The organism is Janthinobacterium sp. JC611, from assembly GCF_018682595.1.
Taxonomy (GTDB): domain Bacteria; phylum Pseudomonadota; class Gammaproteobacteria; order Burkholderiales; family Burkholderiaceae_D; genus Janthinobacterium.
The window spans coordinates 1-21,690 of record NZ_JAFLJN010000017.1; the positions used below are offsets into that span (position 1 = coordinate 1).

Sequence of the window (21,690 nt, forward strand, 5' to 3'; positions counted from 1 at the left end):
CGGTAGTGGCGGCGGGGCCGGCGCGCGCGTACTCACAAGTACGCGCAGGCGCCGGCCCCGGCGGGATCAAACGATCAGGACTTGGCGCCCTTGGCGACCAGTTCGACCTTGGTTTCGATGACGCCACCAAGCTCGGCCTGTTTCTTCTTCTGCGCCAGGGCTTTCAGCACGGTCTCGATGCCGAACACGGCTTGCTGCGAACCGAACTGGTCGGCGGTAGCCAGCACGCGGCCATCGGCCAGCATCGGCTTGATGGCGTTGATGTTGTCGTAACCGACGACGAGCACCTTGCCCGTCTTGCCGGCCGCCTTGATGGCGGACACGGCGCCGATGGCCATGTTGTCGTTACCGCACAGCAAAGCCTTGATGTTCGGGTTGGCGTTCAGCATGGCGGCCGCCACCGTGTTGGCGGGAGCGATTTCCCACTGGCCCGACTGCACGCTGACGACCTTGGCGCCGGCCGCGTTCATGGCGTCCTGGAAGCCCAGGGTGCGCTGCTGCGCGTTGTAGGTGGTGGAGACGCCTTCGATGATGCCGACCGGATCGCCCTTCTTGATCTGCTGGGCCAGGTAGTCGCCGACCACCTTGGCGCCCTTGCGGTTGTCTGGGCCGACGAACGGCACGGTGATGCCCTTCTCTTTCAGGGCGCCCGCGTCGAGCTTGTTGTCGATATTGACGACGATGATGCCTGCGTCGATGGCTTTCTTCAGCACCGGCACCAGCGCTTTCGAATCGGCCGGGGCGATCACCAGCGCGTTGACGCGCGAGACGATCATTTGCTCGACCAGCTTGATCTGGCTCGACGTATCCGTTTCATCCTTGATGCCGTTCGACAGCAAGTCGTACTTGGCGGCATTGGCCTTCTGATGCGCCTTGGCGCCATTTTCCATGGTCAGGAAAAATTCATTGGCGAGCGACTTCATCACCAGCGCCACCTTCGGTTTGGCAGGCGTCTGCGCCATCGCCGGCACGGCGGGCAAGGCACACACCAGGACAGCGGCGGCAATCATTTTCAGGCGAATACGGGATGTCATGAGCGTCTCCAGAGTTGTTGGTCAAGCACGTGTACTGCATGCTTTTTAGGAAATTCGTTGCGCGCAAACGTTTGCGCGAAGCGAATAGTGCCTCAATGCCCCATATCAGTGCAAGCAAAACAGTATGTGCGGTGCAGCAAAAAGGGAGCGCCCAGAGGCAAACGGGCGGGCCGATGCGCTCGGCCCGCCGAAGGACAATGCGCGGAAATCAGGACTTTGTTGCGGGGCGGGCGCTGGCCCACTGCACGGCCAGCACGCTGGCCAGCACCAGCAGCAAGCCCAGCATCGACCAACCCGTCATGGCCTGGCCCAGCAAAGCCCAGCCCAGCACGACGGCCATCAGGGGACTGAGCAGTCCCAGCGAGGAGACGGCCACGGGCGACAGCCTGGCGATGCCGCGGAACCATAGGGCATACGCCAGCAGGGCGCCGGCCAGGCACAGATAGGCGTAGGCCAGCACTTGCTGCCAGGACAGCGCCGGCAAGGGCGCGTCGGCCAGCCAGGCGACGGGCGCCAGCATCAGGCCGCCGAGCAGCAATTGCCAGCCCGTCAGCGCCAGCACGGGCAAGTCCGGCTTCCAGCGCCGCGTCAGGTAGGTGCCAGCCGCCATGCAGGCCGTGCCGCCCAGCGCGGCGGCGATACCGACGGGTTCCCACACCGTGCGCGGCGACAACAACAACACGCCCATGCCCAACACGCCCAGCACGCTGGCGCCCAGGGCCAGGCGCGCCGGGCGGCGCCCTTCCACGCCCCAGGCCAGGCCCATCACCAGCAGCGGCTGGATGGCCCCCACCACAGCCGCCAGGCCGCCGGGCAAGCGGTAGGCGGCGACGAACAGCAAGGCCTGGAACACGCCGATATTTAACGCCGACAGGATCAGCACGCGGCCCCAGTCGCGCCGCGCGGGCAGGCGCCGCATGAGCAGCAACAACAGCAGGCCGGCCGGCAGCACGCGGATCAGGGCCGCCGTGAACGGGCGGTGCGGCGGCAGCAGTTCGGACGTGACGATGTAGGTGGAACCCCAGATCAGGGGCGCCAGCGCCGTGAGCACGATATCGCCCCAGGCGGGGCGGACGGAGGAAGAGGTCAGCATGAACTATCTCGACGTTAAGATAATTCCAGTGTGGTCGCAAACTATCTTGATGTCAAGATAAATACGGCGACATGCGGACAATAAAAAACCCGGCGCGCTGGCCGGGTTCTGGATGCAGCAGCACAACTTAGCGGCGCCCGCTGCGGGCTGGCGTTCCCTTGGCTGCCGGTTTGGCGCCGCGGCCCATCGGCGCGGCGGCGGGTTTCGCCTTCGTCTTGATGGTCGACAGGATCGATGGACGCACCTTCGACTCGACGGCCGTGGCCTTCGGCGCGGCGGCCGTGCCGCCCAGGGCGATGCGGCTCTTGCCTGGCGCCACCTTGAACTTGTCCGGCGTGCCGGCGCCATGCGTCTGGCGGCTGCGTTCGCCGGCGGCCAGACCGCCCGCTTCGGACGAGGTCCATGCCGGGATCAGATGCTTGTCGCCATTGCCGATCAGGTCGCCACGGCCCATGTTGACCAGCGCTTCGCGCAGGATCGGCCAGTTGGCCGGGTCCTGGTAGCGCAGGAAAGCCTTGTGCGTGCGGCGGATCTTGCCGCTGCGCGCCGTTTCCACCACTTCCGAGTCCGCCGTGACCTTGCGCAGGGGATTCTTGCGCGTGTGGTACATGGTCGTGGCCATGGCCATCGGCGTGGGCATGAAGGTTTGCACCTGGTCCAATTTGAAATTGTTTTTCTTCAACCACAGGGCCAAATTGAGCATGTCCAGGTCCGTCGTGCCCGGATGGGCGGCGATGAAGTAGGGAATCAAATACTGCTTCTTGCCCGCTTCCAGCGAGAAGCGGTCGAACATTTCCTTGAACTCGTCATAGGCGCCGATGCCGGGCTTCATCATCTTCGACAAGGTGCCCTCTTCCGTGTGCTCGGGCGCGATCTTCAGCAAGCCGCCGACGTGGTGCGTGACCAGTTCCTTGACGTACTCGGGCGAACGCACTGCCAGGTCGTAGCGCAGGCCTGAGCTGATCAGCACTTTCTTGATGCCCGGAATGGCGCGCGCCTTGCGGTACAGGGAAATGAGCTTGCTGTGATCCGTGCCCAGGTTGACGCAGATGGACGGGTACACGCAGGACAGGCGGCGGCACGACACTTCGATCTCTTTTTCCTTGCAGGCCAGGCGGTACATATTCGCCGTCGGGCCGCCCATATCGGAAATGGTACCCGTAAAGCCTTTGGTTTTATCGCGGATATGCTCGATTTCGCGCAGGATCGACGGTTCCGAACGGCTCTGGATGATGCGGCCTTCGTGTTCCGTGATGGAGCAGAAGGTGCAGCCGCCGAAGCAGCCGCGCATGATGTTGACGGAAAAGCGGATCATTTCCCACGCGGGGATGTGCGCCTTGCCATAGCTCGGGTGCGGCGCGCGCGCGTAGTTCATGTCGTACACGCCATCCATCTCGTCCATGGCCAGCGGCAGCGGCGGCGGGTTGAGCCACACGTCGCGTTCGCCGTGCGCCTGCACCATGGCGCGCGCATTGCCAGGATTCGATTCCAGGTGGAACACGCGCGAGGCGTGCGCATACATCACGGGGTCATCCTTGACGACGTCGTAGGACGGCAGGCGCACGACGGTCTTGTCGTGCTTTTCCTTGGCCATGGCCAAGCGCTCTTCGCGGCTCATGATGCGGATCGGCTTGATCACTTCGGCCGATTTCGACGCATTCTCGGTCGCGCAGGCGGTCTTGTCTTCCTGCACCATCTCGTACGGGCTGTAGTGCGGGTCGATCTTGCCGGGCACGTCGACGCGGGTGGAATTGTGCACGCCCCAGTCGTCGCCAGGCAGCCAGCCGGACGGCACCATGAAGGCCGTGCCGCGCAAGTCGCGGATATCCTTGATGGCTTCGCCGGCGGCCAGGCGGTGCGTCAGGTCGACCAGCGCCCGCTCGGCATTGCCGAAGATCAACAAATCAGCCTTGGAATCGGGCAAGACGGAACGGCGGACCTTGTCCGACCAGTAATCGTAATGGGCGATGCGGCGCAGCGAGGCCTCGATGCTGCCGATGACGATGGGCACGTCGGGATACGCTTCGCGCGCGCGCTGGGCGTACACGGTGACGGCGCGGTCCGGGCGCTTGTTCGGTTCCGCGTTGGCCGTGTAGGCGTCGTCGGAGCGGATCTTGCGGTCGGCCGTGTACTGGTTGACCATGGAATCCATGTTGCCGGCGGTAACGCCATAGTACAGGCGCGGCTTGCCGAGGATGCGGAAGGCGTCGGCCGACAGCCAGTCCGGCTGGCTGATGATGCCGACGCGATAACCCTGCGCTTCGAGCAGGCGGCCCACCAGGGCCATGCCGAAGCTCGGATGGTCGATGTAGGCGTCGCCCGTGACGAGGATGACGTCGCACTGGTCCCAGCCCAGCGCGTCCATCTCGGCACGCGACATCGGCAGGAAAGGCGCCACGGCAGCGCGGGCAGACCGCTTGGGAACGGTCGCAAATAAATTGGTAGGGGAGCTCATAGGGTACGGATTGTACCGGAATTGGCCATTTCCAACCTGACGGCCTGCTTTTTACTGTTGGATTTCAGTACAAAAAACGTTTAATTTTCAAACACTTGGGGAAAGAAGGCCCGTCCCGGCAGGACCAGGCCCAGCATTTCCCGCAACTTGCTTAAATGCCCATATTGGCTAGAATCTCACCAAGTTCCCGCAGCGCCGGCTCCAGTTTCGGATGCTTGACGGCGAACTTGGCCGACAATTCCTGGCTGCGTTCGGCCAGGCCATAGGTGGTCGACTCTTCTTCCTGCTCCTGCGCGGCACGCTTTTCCATCAGCAACTTGATGTCGACATCGAGTTTTTGCAGCAAACCATGCAGTTCTTCATCGACGGGGCCGCTGGTTGCCAGTGTCGAATGCAGTTGTTGCAGCGATTCCTTGAGTTTGCTATCCATGTTTTTTTCCTGTCAGTCAGTAAATTGCGTGTCCAGGAACAATTGTTCCACCTTGCTCCTGGCCCACGGGGTCTTGCGCAAAAACTTCAGGCTCGACTTGATGCTGGGATCGCTGATGAAGCAATTGATATCGATGTGCTTGGCCAGGCCGTCCCAGCCATAGTGGGCGTGCAGGCGCGTCACGATCGCTTCCAGGGTGATGCCATTCAAATCTTGCTGACTCATATACTCTTTCGACTGCCGTGTTGTTTCCATCTTACTCAATTCTACGCCGTCGGCACGGAAAGCTTGCGTGCGCCATGTCAACGCAACGCAAGCTTCTGATGAGGACGGCTTACTTGACGTTCAAGCCGCGGCGTTCCAGCAGCGGTTCCACGGTGGCGTCGCGGCCGCGGAAGTCACGGAACAGTTGCAGCGCATCGACGCTGCCGCCGCGCGACAGCAATTTGCTACGGAACCAGTCGCCATTCTTGCGCGTCAGGCCGCCGTTTTCCTTGAACCAGTTGACCGATTCCGCATCCAGTTTTTCCGACCACAGGTAGGCGTAGTAGGCCGCCGAGTAGCCGCCCGAGAAGCTGTGCGAGAAATACGCGGTGCGGTAACGCGGCGGCACGGGCGCGTAGTCGACTCCGGCCTCCTTCAGCGACGCCGCTTCAAAGGCCAGCACGTCCGTCGGGATCTGGCTCGGCGCCAGCTGGTGCCAGCGCTGGTCCAGCAGGGCCGCCGACAGGTATTCCGTCGTCATGAAACCCTGGTTGAATTTCTTCGCCGCCGTCACCTTGTCGAGCAATTCCTGCGGCATGGCCGCGCCGCTCTGGTAGTGCTTGGCGTAGTTTTGCAGCACTTCCGGCCACACGGCCCACATTTCATTGACTTGCGACGGGTACTCGACGAAGTCGCTCGGCACGCTGGTGCCGGCGAAGCGCGGGTATTTCACGTTCGAAAACATGCCGTGCAGCGCATGGCCGAATTCGTGGAACATGGTCGTCACTTCATCGAACGTCAACAAGGTCGGCTGGCCGGCCGGCGGCTTTGGAATGTTCAATTGGTTGGCGACCACCGGATGCGTGCCCATCAGCATTGACTGCGACACGTATTCATTCATCCACGCGCCGCCATGCTTGTTGCCGCGCGCATAGAAGTCGGCGATGAACAGGGCCAGCGGCTTGCCGTTGGCGTCCAGCACATCGTAGACGCGCACGTCCGGGTTGTACACCGGTAGATCAATGCGTTGCTTGAAGCTGATGCCATACAACTTGTTGGCGGCAAAGAAGACGCCGTTGTTCAGCACGCTGTTGAGTTCCAGGTACGGTTTCAGCTCGTTTTCATCGAAATTGAAACGCTGCTTGCGCAGCTTGTCCGTGTAGATGGCCCAATCGGCCGCTGCCACCTGGAAACCGCCCTTTTCCGCGTCGACCACTTGCTGCAGGTCGGCCGCTTCGCGGCGCGCATTGGCGACGGCCGGCTTGGCCAGTTCCGACAGCAGGGTGTTGACTGCCGTGGTCGTCTTGGCCGTCTGGTCTTCCAGCGAGTAGGCGGCGTAGTTGGCGTAGCCGAGCAGGGTGGCCCGTTCGGCGCGCAGTTTGGCCAGCTTCAGCACGATGGCGCGGTTGTCGAACTCGCCGCCCTGGCTGCCGCGGTTCAGCGACGCATCCATCAGGCGCTGGCGTGTCTTGCGATCCGTCAATACCGCCAATGGCGGCTGGCCGCTGGTGTTGACCAGGGCGATGACGAACTTACCGTTCAAGCCGCGTTCCTTGGCGGCGGCGGCGGCCGTGTCGATATCGCTGTCCGTCATGCCGGCCAGCTCGGCGCGCGTGTCGACGACGATGCTCTTGGCATTCGTTTCCTTCAGCACGTTTTGCGCGAAGGCCGTTTCCAGGCCCGCCTGCTCGGCGTTGTAGGCTTTCAGCTTTTCTTTATCCGCATCGGACAGCTTGGCGCCGGCGCGCACGAAATCCGTGTGATAGCGGGCCAAGAGGCGCAAGGATTCCGCGTCGAGGCCCAGCTTGTCGCGCTTGGCGTACAGGGTGTCGATGCGGGTAAACAGTTTCGGATTGAGCGTGATGGCGTCGCCATGCGCGGCCAGCTTCGGCGACACGTCCACTTCCACCGCTTCCAGCACGGCATTGGTATTGGTCGAGGTCATGTTGCTGAAGATACTCTGCACGCGGTGCAGCAGCTGCCCCGTGCGCTCGAGGGCCACGATGGTGTTCTCGAACGTGGGCGCCTGGCGGTTGTTGGCGATGGCGTTGACTTCGGCCAACTGGCGCTTCATGCCTTCGGCAAACGCCGGCGCGTAGTGAGCATCCTTGATCAGGCCGAACTGCGGCATCTGGAACGGCAGCGGACTGGCTTTGAGCAGGGGGTTCTGGGCGCTGACGGCGGCGGCAGACGCGGATGGTGCAGTGGCGGCAGCCATGGCGGACGGAGCGGCGTGGGCCAGCATGACGCTGGCGGCGATGACGAGCAGTTGTGGACGGATCATGACATCTTTCAGGAAACGCGGGAAGAACCGCGATCGCATCGCGGGCCAGTGGCAGATCATAGCAGCCTGTCACACAGGCGTCATCCAACATGGGCGATCCTGTGGCGCATCCCGCCAACTGCGCGGTTTACCACGGTTTACGAGCAAAATCGCCAAATAAAAATGGCCGCCCGTCGCGGGGCGGCCATCGATGTTCAGCACCGGCCAGGCCGGTGACGGGGATTACTTGCCGTTCAAGCCACGGCGTTCCAGCAGCGGCTCGATCTTCGCATCGCGGCCGCGGAAGTTGCGGTAGATGTCGAGCGCATCGGCGCTGCCGCCGCGCGACAGCAGTTTAGTGCGGAACCAGTCGCCGTTCTTGCGCGTCAGGCCGCCGTTTTCCTTGAACCACTCGACCGTGTCGGCGTCGAGCTTTTCCGACCACAGGTAGGCGTAGTAGCCGGCCGAATAGCCGCCCGCGAACGCATGCGAGAAATAGGTGGTGCGGTAGCGTGGCGGCGCCGGGGCGAAATCGACGCCCGCGTCCGTCAAGGCAGCTTTCTCGAAGGCCAGCACGTCGGTGGGGATCTGCGCCGGGGTCAGCTGGTGCCAGCGCTGGTCCAGCAGGGCCGACGCCAGGTATTCCGTGGTCTTGTAGCCCTGGTTGAAATTGTCGGCCGCCGTCACCTTGGCCAGCAGCTCGGCCGGGATGGCCGCGCCCGTCTGGTAGTGCTTGGCATAGTTTTGCAGCACTTCCGGCCACAGCGCCCACATTTCATTGACTTGCGACGGGTATTCGACGAAGTCGCGCGGCACGCTGGTGCCGGCGAAGCGCGGGTATTTCACGTTCGAGAACATGCCGTGCAGCGCATGGCCGAATTCGTGGAACATGGTGTTGACTTCGTCAAACGTCATCAGGGTCGGCTGGCCCGCTTCCGGCTTCGGAATGTTGAGGTTATTCGCGATCACCGGCTTGCGGTTCAGCAAGCTCGACTGGCCCACGTAGGCATTCGCCCAGGCGCCGCCGCGCTTGTTGCTGCGCGCGTAAGGGTCCAAAGTAAAAATGGCCAGCTGCGTGCCGTCTTCATTGAAGACGTCGTACACCAGCATGTCGGACGTGTAGACGGGCAAGTCGGTGCGCTGCTTGAAGCTCAAGCCGTACAACTTACCGGCGGCAAAGAACACGCCCTTGGTCAGCACGCTGTGCATTTCAAAGTACGGTTTCAACTGCGTTTCATCGAAGTTGTAGCGTTCGGCGCGTACCTTGTCGCTATAGAAGGCCCAGTCGGCGGCGCCCACCTTGAAGCCGCCCTTGCCCGCATCGATGACCTTCTGGATATCGTCCGCTTCACGGCGCGCATTGACGACGGCCGGCTTCGCCAGCTCGCCCAGCAGGGCGTTCACGGCGGTGGTGTCGTGCGCCGTCTGGTCTTCCAGCGAATACGCCGCGTAGTTCGGATAGCCCATCAGCGCGGCACGTTCGGCGCGCAGTTTCGCCAGTTCCAGCACTTCCTGGGTGTTGTCGAACTCGCCGCCACGGCTGCCGCGCGCTTGCGAAGCGGCCATGATGCGTTCGCGCACGGCGCGGTTGGTCAGCAGCGACAGCGGCGCCTGGCCCGTCGTGTTGACGAGGGCGATCACGTATTTGCCATCCAGGCCGCGCTTCTTGGCCAGACCGGCGGCCACGTCGATGGCGGCCGGCGACAGGCCGTCCAGTTCTTCGCGCGTATCGACGACAACGGCCGACGCGTTCAACTCCTTCAGCACGTTCTGCGCGAACTTGGTCGACAGGGCGGCCAGCTGGCCATTGTAGGCGCGCAGCTTTTCCTTGTCGGCCGCCGACAGCTTGGCGCCGGCGCGCACGAAGTCCGTGTGATAGCGTTCCAGCAAGCGCTTCGATTCGGCATCGAGTCCCAGCTTGTCGCGCTTGGCGTACAGGGTATCGATACGCTTGAACAATTTGTCGTTGAGCATGATCGCGTCGCTGTGGGCCGCCATTTTCGGCGCCAGCTCGCGTTCCAGGCCCTGGATCGTCTCATTCGTGTTCGAGCCGGACATCACGGAAAACACGGTGCGCACGCGGCTCAGCAACTGGCCCGAGCGTTCCATGGCGACGATGGTGTTGTCGAAGGTCGCCGGCTTCTTGTTGTTCGCAATCGCGTTGATTTCCGCCAGGTTGGCGGCCATGCCTGCCGTAAAGGCGGGCGCGTAGTCGGCGTCCTGCACCTTGTCGAACGGTGGATAGTGGAAGGGCAGGCTGCTGGCCTGCGCAAACGGGTTCGAGGCAGGCAGCGCTGCCGCCGCGGTAGCGGCAGTGGCAGGCGCGGTGGCGGCAGCAAAAGCGGCGGCGGCTGGCGCCAGCATCAGGCTGGCGGCGATGACGAGCAGAGTTGGACGGGTCATGTCTTCTTTCAAGAAACGCAAGAGAGCCGCGATTGTGTCGCGGGCCAGCCTGAAATAATAACAGCCTGACACACTTGCGTCACCAGCAAAACCGATGGTAGCGCACCGGCCGGTGACGAACGGTTTTCATGCGCTCCTCGCCACGATGCCGGCTCAGTAATGCGGCGGACGCTCGTTGACCAGCCCGCCATTCGCCTGCTGCGCCCCGTCGCGCACGTGCTCGCCCAGCTTGTGCAGCATCGCTTCCAATTGGTCGATGCGCTTGCCCTGCTGGTACACCATCTGGTTCAGCGATTCGACCAGGTCTTCCTGCTGCGCCAGCTTGATTTCGATATCGACGAAACGTGTTTCCATCTGTTCTGCATTGTCCATGGTGCTCTCGGTGATTCCTGACTGAAAGCGGCATTCTACCGCCGCAGCGGCGTGCGCCAGGACAAACAAACGGCATTCTTCCCGCTGCGGCGCCGATTCCTGCCTATTCTCTCCTTATAGCTGGATCAAACCGCTTGACGAATGAGAACAAACGATTACAATGGTTGAACCAACACCAACACCAACCGAGCCACCGCTGATCGACACGCGCAAGACGGCCGAATATCGGCGCTGGGAAGACTCCCTGCACGACGTGGCGGCCGCGGCCATTGATGCGCGCATCAAGCATTTGCAGCACGGTAAAAAGGGCGACTGGCGGCCAGTGGGCGAAGGCGTGTGCGAGCTGCGTTTTTTACAGACGGGACCGGGCTGGCGCGTGTATTTTCACGAGACGAACCGGGGCACCCTGATCTTGCTGCTGCTGGGTGGCAATAAATCCAGCCAGCAACGCGACATCAGGCAGGCGCAAGCGATCCTCCGGGAGCTAAAAGCCCGGCAAGCGGCCCTCAAAAAAGCGGCGGCAAGTCCCTCCACAGGAGCACGAAAGAAATGAACCAGGATATCAACGATGACGGCTTCAACCTCGACGACCTCGACGCACTGGGCCTGAGCAAATTTGACCCGACGCAACACCTGACCAGCAAGGCCGCCGTGGCCGCCTACATGAGCGAGATCGTCGCCACCGGCAATGCCGAACTGTTCCAGTCGGCCATGAACGACGTGGTGCGCGCCTACGGCATGGGCAAGGTGGCGGCCCGGGCCGACATCACGCGCGAAGGCGCCTATAAAGCCTTGCGTGAAGGCAGCAAACCGCGCTTCGACACCATTTTGAAGATGCTCGATGCGCTGGGCATGCAACTGGCCATCGTGCCGAAGGCCTCGCCCGACGGCGCCGTGGACGCCTGAGCGCCGCTCACGCCTTCGGCGCGGCCAGCAAGGCCTTCATGCGCGCCAAGCGCTCTTTCGGCGAAATCACTTCCGCCTCCGTCGGCACGGCGTCGCCCACGTCGAGTTGCATTTCCTTGATGAAGCGCGACGGGTCGCAATGGACTTGCTCGCCCGCCCGCTTGCGCTTCTTGCACCACGTGACGTGCAAGGTGCGCTGGGCGCGCGTGATGCCCACGTACATCAGGCGGCGCTCTTCCTGGATGCGCGCGGCGATGGTTTCGGCCGGCGCGTCGGCGTCACCCTTGTGCGGCAGAATCCCCTCTTCCACGCCCACCAGAAACACGTGCGGAAACTCCAGCCCTTTCGAGGCGTGCAAGGTCGACATGCGCACGGCGTCCTGCTCCTCGTCCTTGCCCTCGAGCATGGTCATCAGGGCCACCATCTGCGTCAGTTCCAGCACGTTCTTTTCTTCGCCATCGCGGTCCTTGCCGCCCCGGCCCCGTTCCTTCAACCAGTTGACGAATTCCAGCACGTTCTGCCACTTGCTTTGCGCCTGCCTTTCCTCGAAAGCATCGTACAGATACGATTCGTAGTGGATTTCCTTCATCATGTCGTCCAGCACCTCGGCCGCGTTGTCGCCGCTGCCGGCCGCGCCGGGACGGCTGGCGCGCGATTCGAGGTCGTTGATGAAGTTGCAGAAGTCGCGCAGCGGCCCCAGTTGCCGATCCGTCAGCTTGGCCTCGATGCCGCCCTTGAACACGGCCTGGAACAGCGAGCACTGCCACTGCCCTGAAAACGCGCCCAGCACTTCCAAAGTCGACTGGCCCACGCCCCGGCGCGGCGTCGTCACGGCGCGGATGAAGGCCGGATCGTCGTCCTCGTTCGCCAGCAGGCGCAAGTAGCTGATGATGTCCTTGATCTCGGCCTTGTCGAAGAAACTCTGGCCGCCCGAGATCGTGTACGGAATGCGCTCCTTGCGCAGGCACTGCTCGATGATGCGCGCCTGGTGGTTGCCCCGGTACAGGATCGCGTAATCGGAAAATTTGTTTTTTCTCTCGAAATGGTCGGCCGAGATCATGATGGCGACCTGCTCCGCCTCCTGCTCGTCCGTCTGCATGCCCAGCACCTTGATCGGCTCGCCCAGGCCGTGCTCGGACCACAGCGACTTTTCAAACAGCTTTGGGTTGTTGCCGATGACGGCATTGGCCGCATTGAGCACACGCATGGTGGAGCGGTAATTCTGTTCCAGCTTGATCACGCGCAAGTCGGGGAAATCCGTTTCCAGGGTTTTCAGGTTTTCCACGGTGGCGCCGCGCCACGCATAGATCGCCTGGTCGTCGTCGCCCACGGCCGTAAACATCGGTTTCTTGCCGATGCCCGTCACCATCAATTTCACCAGTTCGTACTGGCAAGTGTTCGTGTCCTGGTATTCGTCGACCAGCAGGTAGCGCAAACGGCGCTGCCACTTGTCGCGCACGGGGCCGTTGTTGCGGAACAGCTCCACGGGCAGGCGGATCAAGTCGTCGAAATCGACGGCCTGGTAGGCGGAGAGCGTCGCCACATAGCTGCGGTAGATGCGCGCCGCGTTGGCCTCGTCCTCGTCCTTCGCTTGCGCCAGGGCCATGTCCGGGTCGATCAGGCCATTTTTCCACAGCGACATGGCATTCTGGATGCCGCGGATCACCTGTTTATCGGTGGTAATGGCAAGATCTTGCACCAGCGAAAAACAATCGTCGCTGTCCATGATGGAAAAGCGGTCCTTCAGCCCCACGCCATTGGCTTCCTGGCGCAGGATTTTCACGCCCAGCGAGTGGAAGGTCGACACCGTCAACTGCTTGGCCTGGCGCGGCTGTTTCAATAGCTTGGCGATGCGCTCCTGCATTTCCAGCGCCGCCTTGTTGGTGAAGGTCAAGGCGGCGATGGTGCGCGGGTCATAGCCCCGGTCTTCGATCAGATGGGCGATCTTTTGCGTGATCACGCGCGTCTTGCCCGAACCGGCGCCCGCCAGCACGAGGCAGGGGCCGTCGAGGTAGGTAACCGCTTCGCTTTGGGGCGCATTCAGACCGAACTGTGGTGCTTTGGACATCAGGGTATTTCCGCAGGGAACAGCAGCCCATTGTAACAGCGTCGCGTGGGCTATTTGCATGGCGAGCCATACCTGAAAAACAGGCAATGGCATTGATATATCGCCATATGCCGCCATCTTGGCCGATGCAATGTGTGCGGCGATGCCACGCCTGGAGTACCATTCCGCCTATATCGCCCGTGCGCGCCCACTTACCGAATGGCAGTCCCATGAAATTTGAACACTTGATTGAAATTAACGATCCGCTGAACCCGCTGATCGACACCTTGAGCCTGGAACAGGTCTGGCGCGGCCTCGTCTTGCGCGCCGAGTCGCCCAGGCTGTTCGTGCCGCACCTGGACGAGTGCCAGATCAGCGAGCGCAGCGACGCCGGTTTCGCGCGCAGCCTGCGCTATGGCGAACTGGTCATCAACGACAGGGTGGTGCTGGTGCCGCAACTGCAGGTGCGCTACGAAGTGCCGGCACAGCAGGATATCAGCGCCTCCTCGCTGGTGATGACCATCGAGATGCCCGACGAGGCCAGCCTGTGGGTGCGCTTCCAGTACGACGACGGCCACGACGCGGCCACCGATGCGGCCAACGCCCTGTACGACGACTTCCGCCGCTCCGCCTACAAGGAGTCCGACATCGACACCGTGCGCATCATGCGCGAACTGGCGCTCGAGGGACGGCTCGATGCGGGTCTGCTGAACTAAACTCTTGCGCTGCGGCCCCACAACTGGTCGGGCCGGAACTGCAGTCCCGCCTGCTCCGCGCTGAGCACTTCGCGGATGGCGTGCAAGTCCACGCGCGTGTCACGGCGCAGCGGCACGTCCAGCCGGGCGCCACGCGGGCCGATCAGCGACTGCACATGGGGCGTGGTGGCATTCAAGCCCTTGCGCGTGACGACGCCGATTTCCCCATTGAGTAATTTGACGAAGGTGCCGACCGGGTAGATGCCCAGCTCGCGCACCAGCAGCGACGCCAGCGGCGCATCCAGGGTGGCCTTGTCGGCCATCAGCATCTCGCGCAGGGCCACGTTCGGCAGCAAGGGCTGGCGGTAGCTGCGCTTCGACACGCGCGCGCAATAGCGGTCGGCCAGCATGATCAGGCGCGCGCCGATGCCGATCGCCTCGCCTTGCGTGCCCAGCGGATAGCCGCTGCCATCGATATTTTCATGGTGCTGCAGCACGGCCTGCAGCCAGACGGCGTCCGTGACGCCCGTCGCGCGCAGCAAGTCGACACCGGCTTGCGGATGGGCGCGCAAATAGGCGCGCTCATCTGCGTCCAGCGGCCCCGCCTTGTGCTGGAAATCCGCATGGCGTTCCAGCATGCCCACGTTCATGCTCAGCGCGGCCAGCACCACGCTGCGCACGACCTCATCATCGAGTTTCAGCGCGCGCGCCAGCAGGGCCGTGATGACGGCCGTGTCGACGCTGTGGCGCACGGCAAAGTCGCCCGCGCCCTGGTTGTGCAGGATGCAAGCCAGCGCCACGTCGGCGTCCAGCACAACGGCCTCTTCCACCCGCTGCGCCAGCGGCCCCAGCGACAAATGGCTGCCCGCCTGCCCGGCGGCAATGAGCGGCAGGACGAGGGCCAGGCCAGCCGTGACGAGGTTCAGCATGCGCAGTGCCGACGGCGCTTCCGTGGCCGTGCGCGGCACGTCGGCACTGGCATCGGCGATGACGCCGCGCGCCAGCAGCAAGGCGATCTGGTTCTCGCTGCTGATGACATGGCCCAGCCTGGCCAGCAAGCCGCCCGTTTCGCCGTGCACGTCCCAGGGCAGGGCCACGCCCAGCGCGAGTTCTCCCGCGTAAATGCGCCGAATTTTCACATCGTCTCCGTCATCGCTAGCCGCTCCCCTTTTTACCATCAGAGTGTCGCGGGCATGAACCATTTGAAATATTTTTTGCTATCAATCAATATTTCAATGTGGCAGCGATGATCGCGCAATCATGTGAGCTTGTCTACAAAATTATATAAATAATAAAATTGCATCAGACGCCAGGCGAGCAATCGGCGCAGCCGGGCGCGTGTTCCGGGTCTTTTTCCAGGTGCAGCGCCAGCTCGCGCAGGGCCGTGCGCACGCCTTCCTCGATGACGGGGTGGTAGAACGGCATGTCGAGCATGGCCGGCACCGTCATCTGCGCCTGGCAAGCCCAGGCCAGCAAGTGGCCCAGGTGTTCCGCTCTCGGACCGATCAGCTCGGCGCCGAGAAAGCGCTTGCTGCCGAATTCCGCATACACGCGCAGCAAGCCCTGGTTTTGCAGCATGACGCGGCTGCGGCCCTGGTTGCCGAACGACACGGCGCCCACGGCGAAGCGGCCCGCGTGGCTCACGCACAATTGCTGGTACGTCGCGCCCAGGGTGGCGATCTGCGGCTCCGTGAAGGCGATCGTCAACGGCGTGCGGCGCAAGCCCGGTTTGACGTCAGGAAAGCGCGCCGCGTTCTCGCCCGCGATGCGGCCCTCGTCGGCCGCCTCGGGCAGCAGCGGCAAGGCGTTGTCGGCATCCCCGGCGATGAAGATGGCGCTCTTGCCGCACTGCATGGTGTGCCGGTCATGCAGGGGAATGCCATGGCGGTCGAGTTCGATTTGCGCCGTTTCCAGGCCGATCCGGTCCACGTTCGGACGGCGGCCGATGGCGGCCAGCAGATACTCGAACTGCTCGGTTTTTTCCACGCCCGCGTCATCGCGGCTGGTCAGCAGAATGCCGCTGCCGTCCGACGTTTTTGCCACGTGCGCGACGCCGGTCATGAAGCGGATATCGAGTTCGCGCGCCAGCACGGCGTCCGCCTCGCGCAGCACCAGCGGGTCCGTCAGCTGCGCGACTTTATTGCCGCGCGCAAACAAGGTCACGCGCACGCCCAGCCGCGCCAGCGCCTGGCCCAGTTCCAGGCCGATCACGCCGCTGCCGACCACGGCGACCGATTGCGGCAAGTCCGTCCATGCGAACACGGCGTCGCTCGTGATGACCCTGTCGCCGCCCGCCTGCCACTCGGGTGGCACGATGGGCGTGGAACCGGTGGCGATCACCACGCTGGCCGCTTCCACCACGGTGTGTGCATCGACCTGCAATTTGCCGGGGGAAATAAAACGCGCATGGCCGCGCAGTTTTTCCTCGTCGGCAATGGCGTTGACGCCATCGAGCACGAAGCCGACAAAGCGGTCGCGCTCGCTGCGCACCCTGGCCATCACTTGCCGGCCATCGATGCGCACGGCGCCAGGATGCACGCCAAACGCCGGCGCGGCGGCCACGGCATGGGCCGCCTCGGCCGCCGCGATCAGGAGTTTGCTGGGCATGCAGCCGACCCTCGCGCAGGTCGTGCCGTACGGCCCGCTTTCGATCATCAGCACGCGCTTGCCCTGCATGCGCGCCGCCCTGTGCGCCGTCATGCCGGCCGTGCCGCCGCCGATCACGGCCACATCCACTCGTATCGTCTTCATGCTGCCATCCATCCACTGAGGTTGCTCACAGCGTTCGATACTACCCGTTTGCTGAAAATAAGGTTTTACTTTGCAGCAATATATGCATTAGTATAACTAATCATTTTCAAAATTTATAAGCTGAGCTAATGGGATCACTCGATTATCGCGCGCTGGCCGTGCTGGACGCCGTCGCCAGCCATGGCAGTTTCGACAAGGCCGCCCTGGCGCTGGGCATCACCCAGTCGGCCGTCTCGCAGCGCATCAAGGCGCTGGAAGACGCCAGCGGGCGCTTGCTGATCATCCGTGGCCAGCCAGCCGTGCCGACGGGCCTGGGCCAGCGCCTGATCGTGCATCACCGCAACGTCAAGCTGATGGAGGCATCGCTCGACATCGACCTGGGCAACAGCGTCAGCATGCCGGAAATCGCCATCGCCATCGATGCCGACAGCCTGGCCACCTGGTTCCCCGACGCCTTGCCCGCCCTGCTGGCGCCGCCGCGCTGCCAGCTCGACGTGCGCCTGGCCGACAGCGACAGCGCCCTGCAGATGGTGCGCGACGGCTCCGTGTTTGGCTGCGTGTCGGCCGAGGCCGGCACAGCGCTCGACGCGGCCGCCGCCACCAGCGTCACGCCGCTGGGCACCTTGCGCTATGTCTGCGTGGCCACGCCCGTGTTTGCGGGCCACTGGTTCGGCGACGGTTTCAGCAGCGAGGCGGTACAGCTGGCGCCCGCCGTCGTGGGCCAGCACGGCTTGCTGGCGCGTTTTCTCGCTGAACAATTGAATCTGCGCGAAGCGTTTCCGCACCACTGCTTGCCGGTCGAAGCGGCGCGCCGCGCCTGCGTGCTCGACGGCCTGGCGTATGGCCTGATGCCGCAGCGCCTGGCCGCGCAGGCGCTGGCGACGGAGCGCCTCGTCGATCTGCTGCCGGGCCGCACCCTGGACGTACCGCTGAGCTGGCATGCATGGACCCTGGACACGCCGTTTACCAAGCTGCTGTCCGAGCAGATCGTCAAGTCGGCGCGCGACTACCTGAACTGATTGAGTGACTTGAAGTGACTTGATTTAAATATCCAGCGGGTCCACTTCCAGCGACCATTTCACGCGCGTCTTCATGGCGCGCAATTGCGCCAGCCATTCTTTTAAAAATGCCTGCAAGGCGGGCCGCGAGGGCGATTCCAGCAGCAACTGGGCGCGGTCCACGTTGTACACGCGCGTCATGCTCATGGGAATCGGGTCATTGATGGTCACCTGCGGGTGTTCCATGCAATCTTTCGCCGCCTGCAGGAATGCGATGGCCGTGGCCAGCTCGGGCGCCTCGGCGCGCAGCAGTGCCTGGAACAGGTACGGCGGCAGCGCCGCCTGCGCCCGCTCTTCCAGCAAGGTGGTGGCGAAGTGGTCGTAATCGTGGTTGACGACGGCGTCGTACAGCGGATGGCGCGCATAGCGCGTCTGGATCAGCACCTCGGACACGCTGCCGCCTTCCGTCTGCGCGGCGCGCCCGGCCCGGCCCGCCACCTGCATCAATTGCGCGAACAAGCGTTCGCTGGCCCGGTAATCCTGGGAAAACAGGGCCGTGTCCGGATTCAAGATGCCGACCAGGGTCAGCTTTTTGAAATCGTGCCCCTTGGCCACCATCTGCGTGCCGATCAAAATGTCCACTTCGCCCCGGTGCACGGTGTCGAACGCTTCCTGCGCGCTGCCCTTCTTGCGCGTGGAATCGGCGTCGATGCGCAGAATCCGCGCCTCGGGAAACAGTTGCTGCAAGCCCTCTTCCACGCGCTGCGTGCCGCGTCCCAGCGGCTGCAAATCGACGTTGCCGCAGGTGGGGCAATGGCGCGGAATGCGCAATTCCAGGCTGCAATGGTGGCAGCGCAGCCGGTGTTCGGGCTTGTGCAGCACCATGAACGAGGTGCAACGCGTGCAATTGCTGATCCAGCCGCACGATTCGCAGCAGATCACGGGCGAATAGCCGCGCCGGTTCAGGAACAGCAGCGACTGCTCACCGCGCTCCATGCGCAGTTTCAAGGCGGCTACCAAGTGCGAAGTCAGGCCGTCTCTCGGCTTGTCGCGCTCCATGTCCAAAATCTTGACGCGCGGCAACACCGCATTCTTGACGGCCCGTTCGCGCAATTCCAGCTTGCGGTAGCGCCCCGTCTGTGCATGGTGCCAGCTTTCCAGCGACGGCGTGGCCGAACCAAGCACGATGGGAATCTGCAATTGCCAGGCGCGCCACACGGCCAGGTCGCGCGCGGAATAGCGCAAGCCTTCCTGCTGCTTGTACGACGGGTCGTGTTCCTCGTCGATGACGATCAGCTTGAGCTTGGGCAAGGACGCCAGGATGGCCAGCCGCGTGCCGAGCACGATGCGCGCCTGGCCCTGGTGCGCGGCCAGCCAGTGCAGCATGCGCTCGCCTTCGGACAGGCTGCTGTGCAGGGTGGCCAGCATGACGCCGGGAAAGCGCGCGCGGATATTGCCTTCCAGTTGGGGCGTCAAATTGATTTCCGGCACCAGAATCAGGATTTGCGCATCGTCCTCGCGCGCCAGCACCTGGGCGCAGGCCTGCAGATACACTTCCGTCTTGCCGCTACCCGTCACGCCGTACAGCAGGGTCGGCTTGAAGCCTTGCGCGCCGCCGATGGCGTCGGCCGCCTCTTGCTGGGCAGCATTGAGCGCCGGCATGTTCAGCGGCGTGCCGTCGTGCGCGTCGGCCAGCTTGGCCAGCTTCTTGATGGCGCGGTCGAGCGCCACGGTGGTGAGCACGCGCAAGTTCTTCGGCAAGCCCGGCAGCGCCACTTCACCGAGCGGGCGCTGATAGTAATCGGCGGCGAAGGCGGCCAGCGCCAGCCACTGCTGCGACAGGGGCGCCAGCTGGCTGCGCACGGCCAGCACGTCCTTCAGTTTCGCGGCGGGCACGTCGGTGCTGTCGGACACGCCGACGATCAGCCCCATCACTTCACGCCGGCCGAACGGCACCAGCGCCAGCTGCCCCACTTGCGGCGGCAGCACGGCAGCGTCCGCATCCGCCGCCGCGTTCCAGCGGTAGTCGAACAGGGCGTTCAAGGGCGTGTCGAGCGCGATGTTCAGGATGCACGACGTCAAAATGCGCTGCGACATGGGGTAGGAGCCTATCTCAATAAAAAAAGCGCGCCGCAGGGTCCATGGCGCGGCAGGATGTCAGGCATCAAGCCAGCCGGCCATGATACTTGTTTCGCCCCTCAAACGCCTAACGGCAGACAGGACAGCGCGCCCTCGTGCCTGAAGAAAATTCTGTGGATAACTTTGTGGACAAAGCAAAATTAACTTTCAGAAAAATGTGGACAGAAAATTTCGATCGCCGTCAAGAGCGGCACGCAAGAAAAATTAACCATTCAAAATCAATGACTTGAAAATTGATGCCCGGGGAGCTGCAAATCCGCATGACATTTGCGCCGCTGTGCATAACTGAACCATTTATGATTTTTTTGTATAGAGATATGCGCCCTTTTTAGGCGCTGAATCGGGAAAAACACCTGCCGCACGAGGCAAAGTTGACAATTGCCGGGCAAGCGTTGGTTTTTAGCTGCTGAGCGGCGAAACATTGTTCAATTATCATGCAGTGCAACATGCACTTCAGGTGAAACCTGAACATCGATGCTAAGTATCGGTTAACAAAATACTTTTCAATTTTATCCACAGAATCTGTTGATAACTTTGTGGACAATGAAGGAATAAGGCTGGGAAACGGAAGAATAACCTTATCAATTGCAACAAAGTCCGCCCAACAAGGTATTTTTTATTCCTTAAGAATCAAATACTTGCAGAGAGCCCCCGGGCATGGCTTTTCGACTGCCTCTTATTTCCGCAGCAAAAAAAATTGTGCATAAGTCGGTATTTTCTTGCTAGGGCGTAGCAAAGAAAAAGGCAGGCTTCCGCTGGAAAGCCTGCCTTTGCTCCCCCTGCGCCAGGGGAAATGGGGCATTACTGGCCGCTGCGCATGGCGCGGCTCATGCTGTGCACGGCTTCCACCATGGCTGCCACGGATTCCGGCGGCGTGAACTGGGAAATGCCATGGCCCAGGTTGAACACGTGGCCCGTGCCGGCCGACGGCGCACCGAAGGCGTTAAGCACTTTCGCCACTTCGGCGCGGATCTGCTCCGGGCTGGCGAACAGGATGGCCGGGTCGAGATTGCCCTGCAAGCCCACTTTATGGCCCACCAGCTGGCGCGCGCGCGTCAGGTTGACGGTCCAGTCCAGGCCCACGGCATCGGCGCCGATGTCGGCGATCTGCTCGATCCACTGCCCACCGCCCTTGGTAAACACGATGGCGGGAATCTTGACGCCATCCTTGTCGCGTTTCAGCTGCGCCACCACTTGCTGCATGTAGGCCAGCGAGAATTCCTGGTAGGCGCCATCGGCCAGCGCACCGCCCCAGGAATCGAAAATCATCACGGCTTGCGCGCCCGCATCAATTTGCGCATTCAGGTACTGCGCCACGGAGGTGGCGTTGATGGCCAGGATGTGGTGCATCAGGTCCGGGCGGTTGTACAGCATCTTCTTGATGGTGTGGAACTCTTTCGAGCCGCCGCCTTCCACCATGTAGCACGCCAGGGTCCACGGGCTGCCGGAAAAACCGATCAGCGGCACGCGGCCGTTCAATTCCGTGCGGATTTGCGTGACGGCCTTGAAGACGTAGTCGAGCGATGCCAGGTCCGGCACTTGCAGCGCCTTCACGTCCTGCTCCGTGCGCAGCGGGCGCTCGAACTTCGGCCCTTCGCCATCGGCGAAATACAGGCCCAGGCCCATGGCGTCGGGCACCGTCAGGATGTCGGAAAACAGGATGGCCGCGTCGAGCGGGAAACGCTCCAGGGGTTGCAAGGTCACTTCGGTGGCGTAATCGGGATTCTTTGCCAGACCCAGGAAGGAACCGGCCCGCTCGCGCGTGGCGCGGTATTCGGGCAGGTAGCGGCCCGCCTGGCGCATCAGCCAGACGGGGGTGTGCTCGGTCGGCTGGCGCAGCAGGGCGCGCAGGAAAGTGTCGTTCTGGAGCGGAGCAAATTGTGGCATGGCAGGCAATCGA

17 protein-coding genes are annotated in these 21,690 nt (G+C 62.8%); 4 read left to right on the forward strand and 13 right to left on the reverse strand.

Annotated elements, in window-relative coordinates; all coding sequences use genetic code 11:
* Nucleotides 1-74: 74 nt before the first annotated feature.
* The 8 genes from J0O65_RS12055 to J0O65_RS12090 form a co-directional block, all read right to left on the reverse strand.
* A complete protein-coding gene (locus J0O65_RS12055; RefSeq protein WP_215407060.1) occupies nt 75-1,034 on the reverse strand; it encodes a sugar ABC transporter substrate-binding protein in 960 nt (319 codons plus the stop codon).
* 208 nt (nt 1,035-1,242) lie between these two features.
* Nucleotides 1,243-2,127: an EamA family transporter gene (locus J0O65_RS12060; protein ID WP_215407062.1), complete on the reverse strand. Its 885-nt coding sequence runs from the start codon at nt 2,125-2,127 to the stop codon at nt 1,243-1,245.
* Between the two features lie 127 nt (nt 2,128-2,254).
* Nucleotides 2,255-4,582: a YgiQ family radical SAM protein gene (locus J0O65_RS12065; RefSeq protein ID WP_502793560.1), complete on the reverse strand. Its 2,328-nt coding sequence runs from the start codon at nt 4,580-4,582 to the stop codon at nt 2,255-2,257.
* Between the two features lie 151 nt (nt 4,583-4,733).
* Nucleotides 4,734-5,012, reverse strand: a complete 279-nt coding sequence (locus J0O65_RS12070; protein ID WP_099411273.1) for a DUF4404 family protein — start codon at nt 5,010-5,012, stop codon at nt 4,734-4,736.
* 12 nt (nt 5,013-5,024) lie between these two features.
* Nucleotides 5,025-5,237, reverse strand: a complete 213-nt coding sequence (locus tag J0O65_RS12075; protein WP_152252812.1) for a VF530 family protein — start codon at nt 5,235-5,237, stop codon at nt 5,025-5,027.
* A gap of 109 nt (nt 5,238-5,346) precedes the next feature.
* Nucleotides 5,347-7,500 carry a M3 family metallopeptidase gene (locus J0O65_RS12080; protein ID WP_215407064.1) on the reverse strand — a complete coding sequence of 718 codons (2,154 nt, stop codon included), beginning with the start codon at nt 7,498-7,500 and terminating at the stop codon, nt 5,347-5,349.
* Between the two features lie 222 nt (nt 7,501-7,722).
* On the reverse strand, nt 7,723-9,882 hold the full coding sequence (locus J0O65_RS12085; RefSeq protein WP_215407066.1) for a M3 family metallopeptidase: 2,160 nt from the start codon (nt 9,880-9,882) through the stop codon (nt 7,723-7,725).
* A 153-nt stretch (nt 9,883-10,035) separates the two neighbouring features.
* Nucleotides 10,036-10,254 carry a SlyX family protein gene (locus J0O65_RS12090; protein WP_070290273.1) on the reverse strand — a complete coding sequence of 73 codons (219 nt, stop codon included), beginning with the start codon at nt 10,252-10,254 and terminating at the stop codon, nt 10,036-10,038.
* Nucleotides 10,255-10,414: 160 nt separating this feature from the next.
* Between J0O65_RS12090 and J0O65_RS12095 the strand changes: the two genes are divergently transcribed.
* Together J0O65_RS12095 and J0O65_RS12100 are read left to right on the forward strand one after the other, a co-directional pair.
* Nucleotides 10,415-10,807, forward strand: coding sequence for a type II toxin-antitoxin system RelE/ParE family toxin (locus J0O65_RS12095; protein ID WP_215407068.1), 393 nt, complete (start codon nt 10,415-10,417; stop codon nt 10,805-10,807).
* On the forward strand, nt 10,804-11,160 hold the full coding sequence (locus J0O65_RS12100; RefSeq protein ID WP_215407070.1) for an addiction module antidote protein: 357 nt from the start codon (nt 10,804-10,806) through the stop codon (nt 11,158-11,160). The genes J0O65_RS12095 and J0O65_RS12100 overlap by 4 nt, the downstream gene beginning before the upstream one ends.
* Before the next feature lie 7 nt (nt 11,161-11,167).
* Here the strand turns inward: J0O65_RS12100 and J0O65_RS12105 are convergent, their stop codons facing one another.
* The gene (locus J0O65_RS12105; protein WP_086137636.1) at nt 11,168-13,228 is read right to left on the reverse strand and encodes a UvrD-helicase domain-containing protein; all 2,061 of its coding nucleotides are present in this window, start codon (nt 13,226-13,228) and stop codon (nt 11,168-11,170) included.
* A 209-nt stretch (nt 13,229-13,437) separates the two neighbouring features.
* Here J0O65_RS12105 and J0O65_RS12110 point away from each other — a divergent pair, with 209 nt between their 5' ends.
* Nucleotides 13,438-13,923, forward strand: coding sequence for an SRPBCC family protein (locus J0O65_RS12110; RefSeq protein WP_133989062.1), 486 nt, complete (start codon nt 13,438-13,440; stop codon nt 13,921-13,923).
* Here the strand turns inward: J0O65_RS12110 and J0O65_RS12115 are convergent.
* Both J0O65_RS12115 and J0O65_RS12120 read right to left on the reverse strand, forming a co-directional pair.
* Nucleotides 13,920-15,041, reverse strand: coding sequence for an HD-GYP domain-containing protein (locus tag J0O65_RS12115; protein WP_353056186.1), 1,122 nt, complete (start codon nt 15,039-15,041; stop codon nt 13,920-13,922). The genes J0O65_RS12110 and J0O65_RS12115 overlap by 4 nt on opposite strands.
* Before the next feature lie 163 nt (nt 15,042-15,204).
* Nucleotides 15,205-16,653: a dihydrolipoyl dehydrogenase gene (locus J0O65_RS12120; protein WP_215407074.1), complete on the reverse strand. Its 1,449-nt coding sequence runs from the start codon at nt 16,651-16,653 to the stop codon at nt 15,205-15,207.
* A 128-nt stretch (nt 16,654-16,781) separates the two neighbouring features.
* On the opposite strand from J0O65_RS12120, the gene J0O65_RS12125 reads away from it, so the two are divergent.
* Nucleotides 16,782-17,672 (forward strand): ArgP/LysG family DNA-binding transcriptional regulator, encoded by an 891-nt coding sequence (locus J0O65_RS12125; protein ID WP_215407076.1) that lies wholly within the window; start codon nt 16,782-16,784, stop codon nt 17,670-17,672.
* 24 nt (nt 17,673-17,696) lie between these two features.
* Here J0O65_RS12125 and J0O65_RS12130 read toward each other — a convergent pair whose 3' ends face one another.
* Nucleotides 17,697-19,748, reverse strand: coding sequence for a primosomal protein N' (locus tag J0O65_RS12130; protein WP_215407078.1), 2,052 nt, complete (start codon nt 19,746-19,748; stop codon nt 17,697-17,699).
* Between the two features lie 843 nt (nt 19,749-20,591).
* Complete coding sequence (gene hemE / locus J0O65_RS12135; protein WP_070312001.1) at nt 20,592-21,677, reverse strand: uroporphyrinogen decarboxylase; 1,086 nt, start codon at nt 21,675-21,677, stop codon at nt 20,592-20,594.
* Nucleotides 21,678-21,690: the final 13 nt, after the last annotated feature.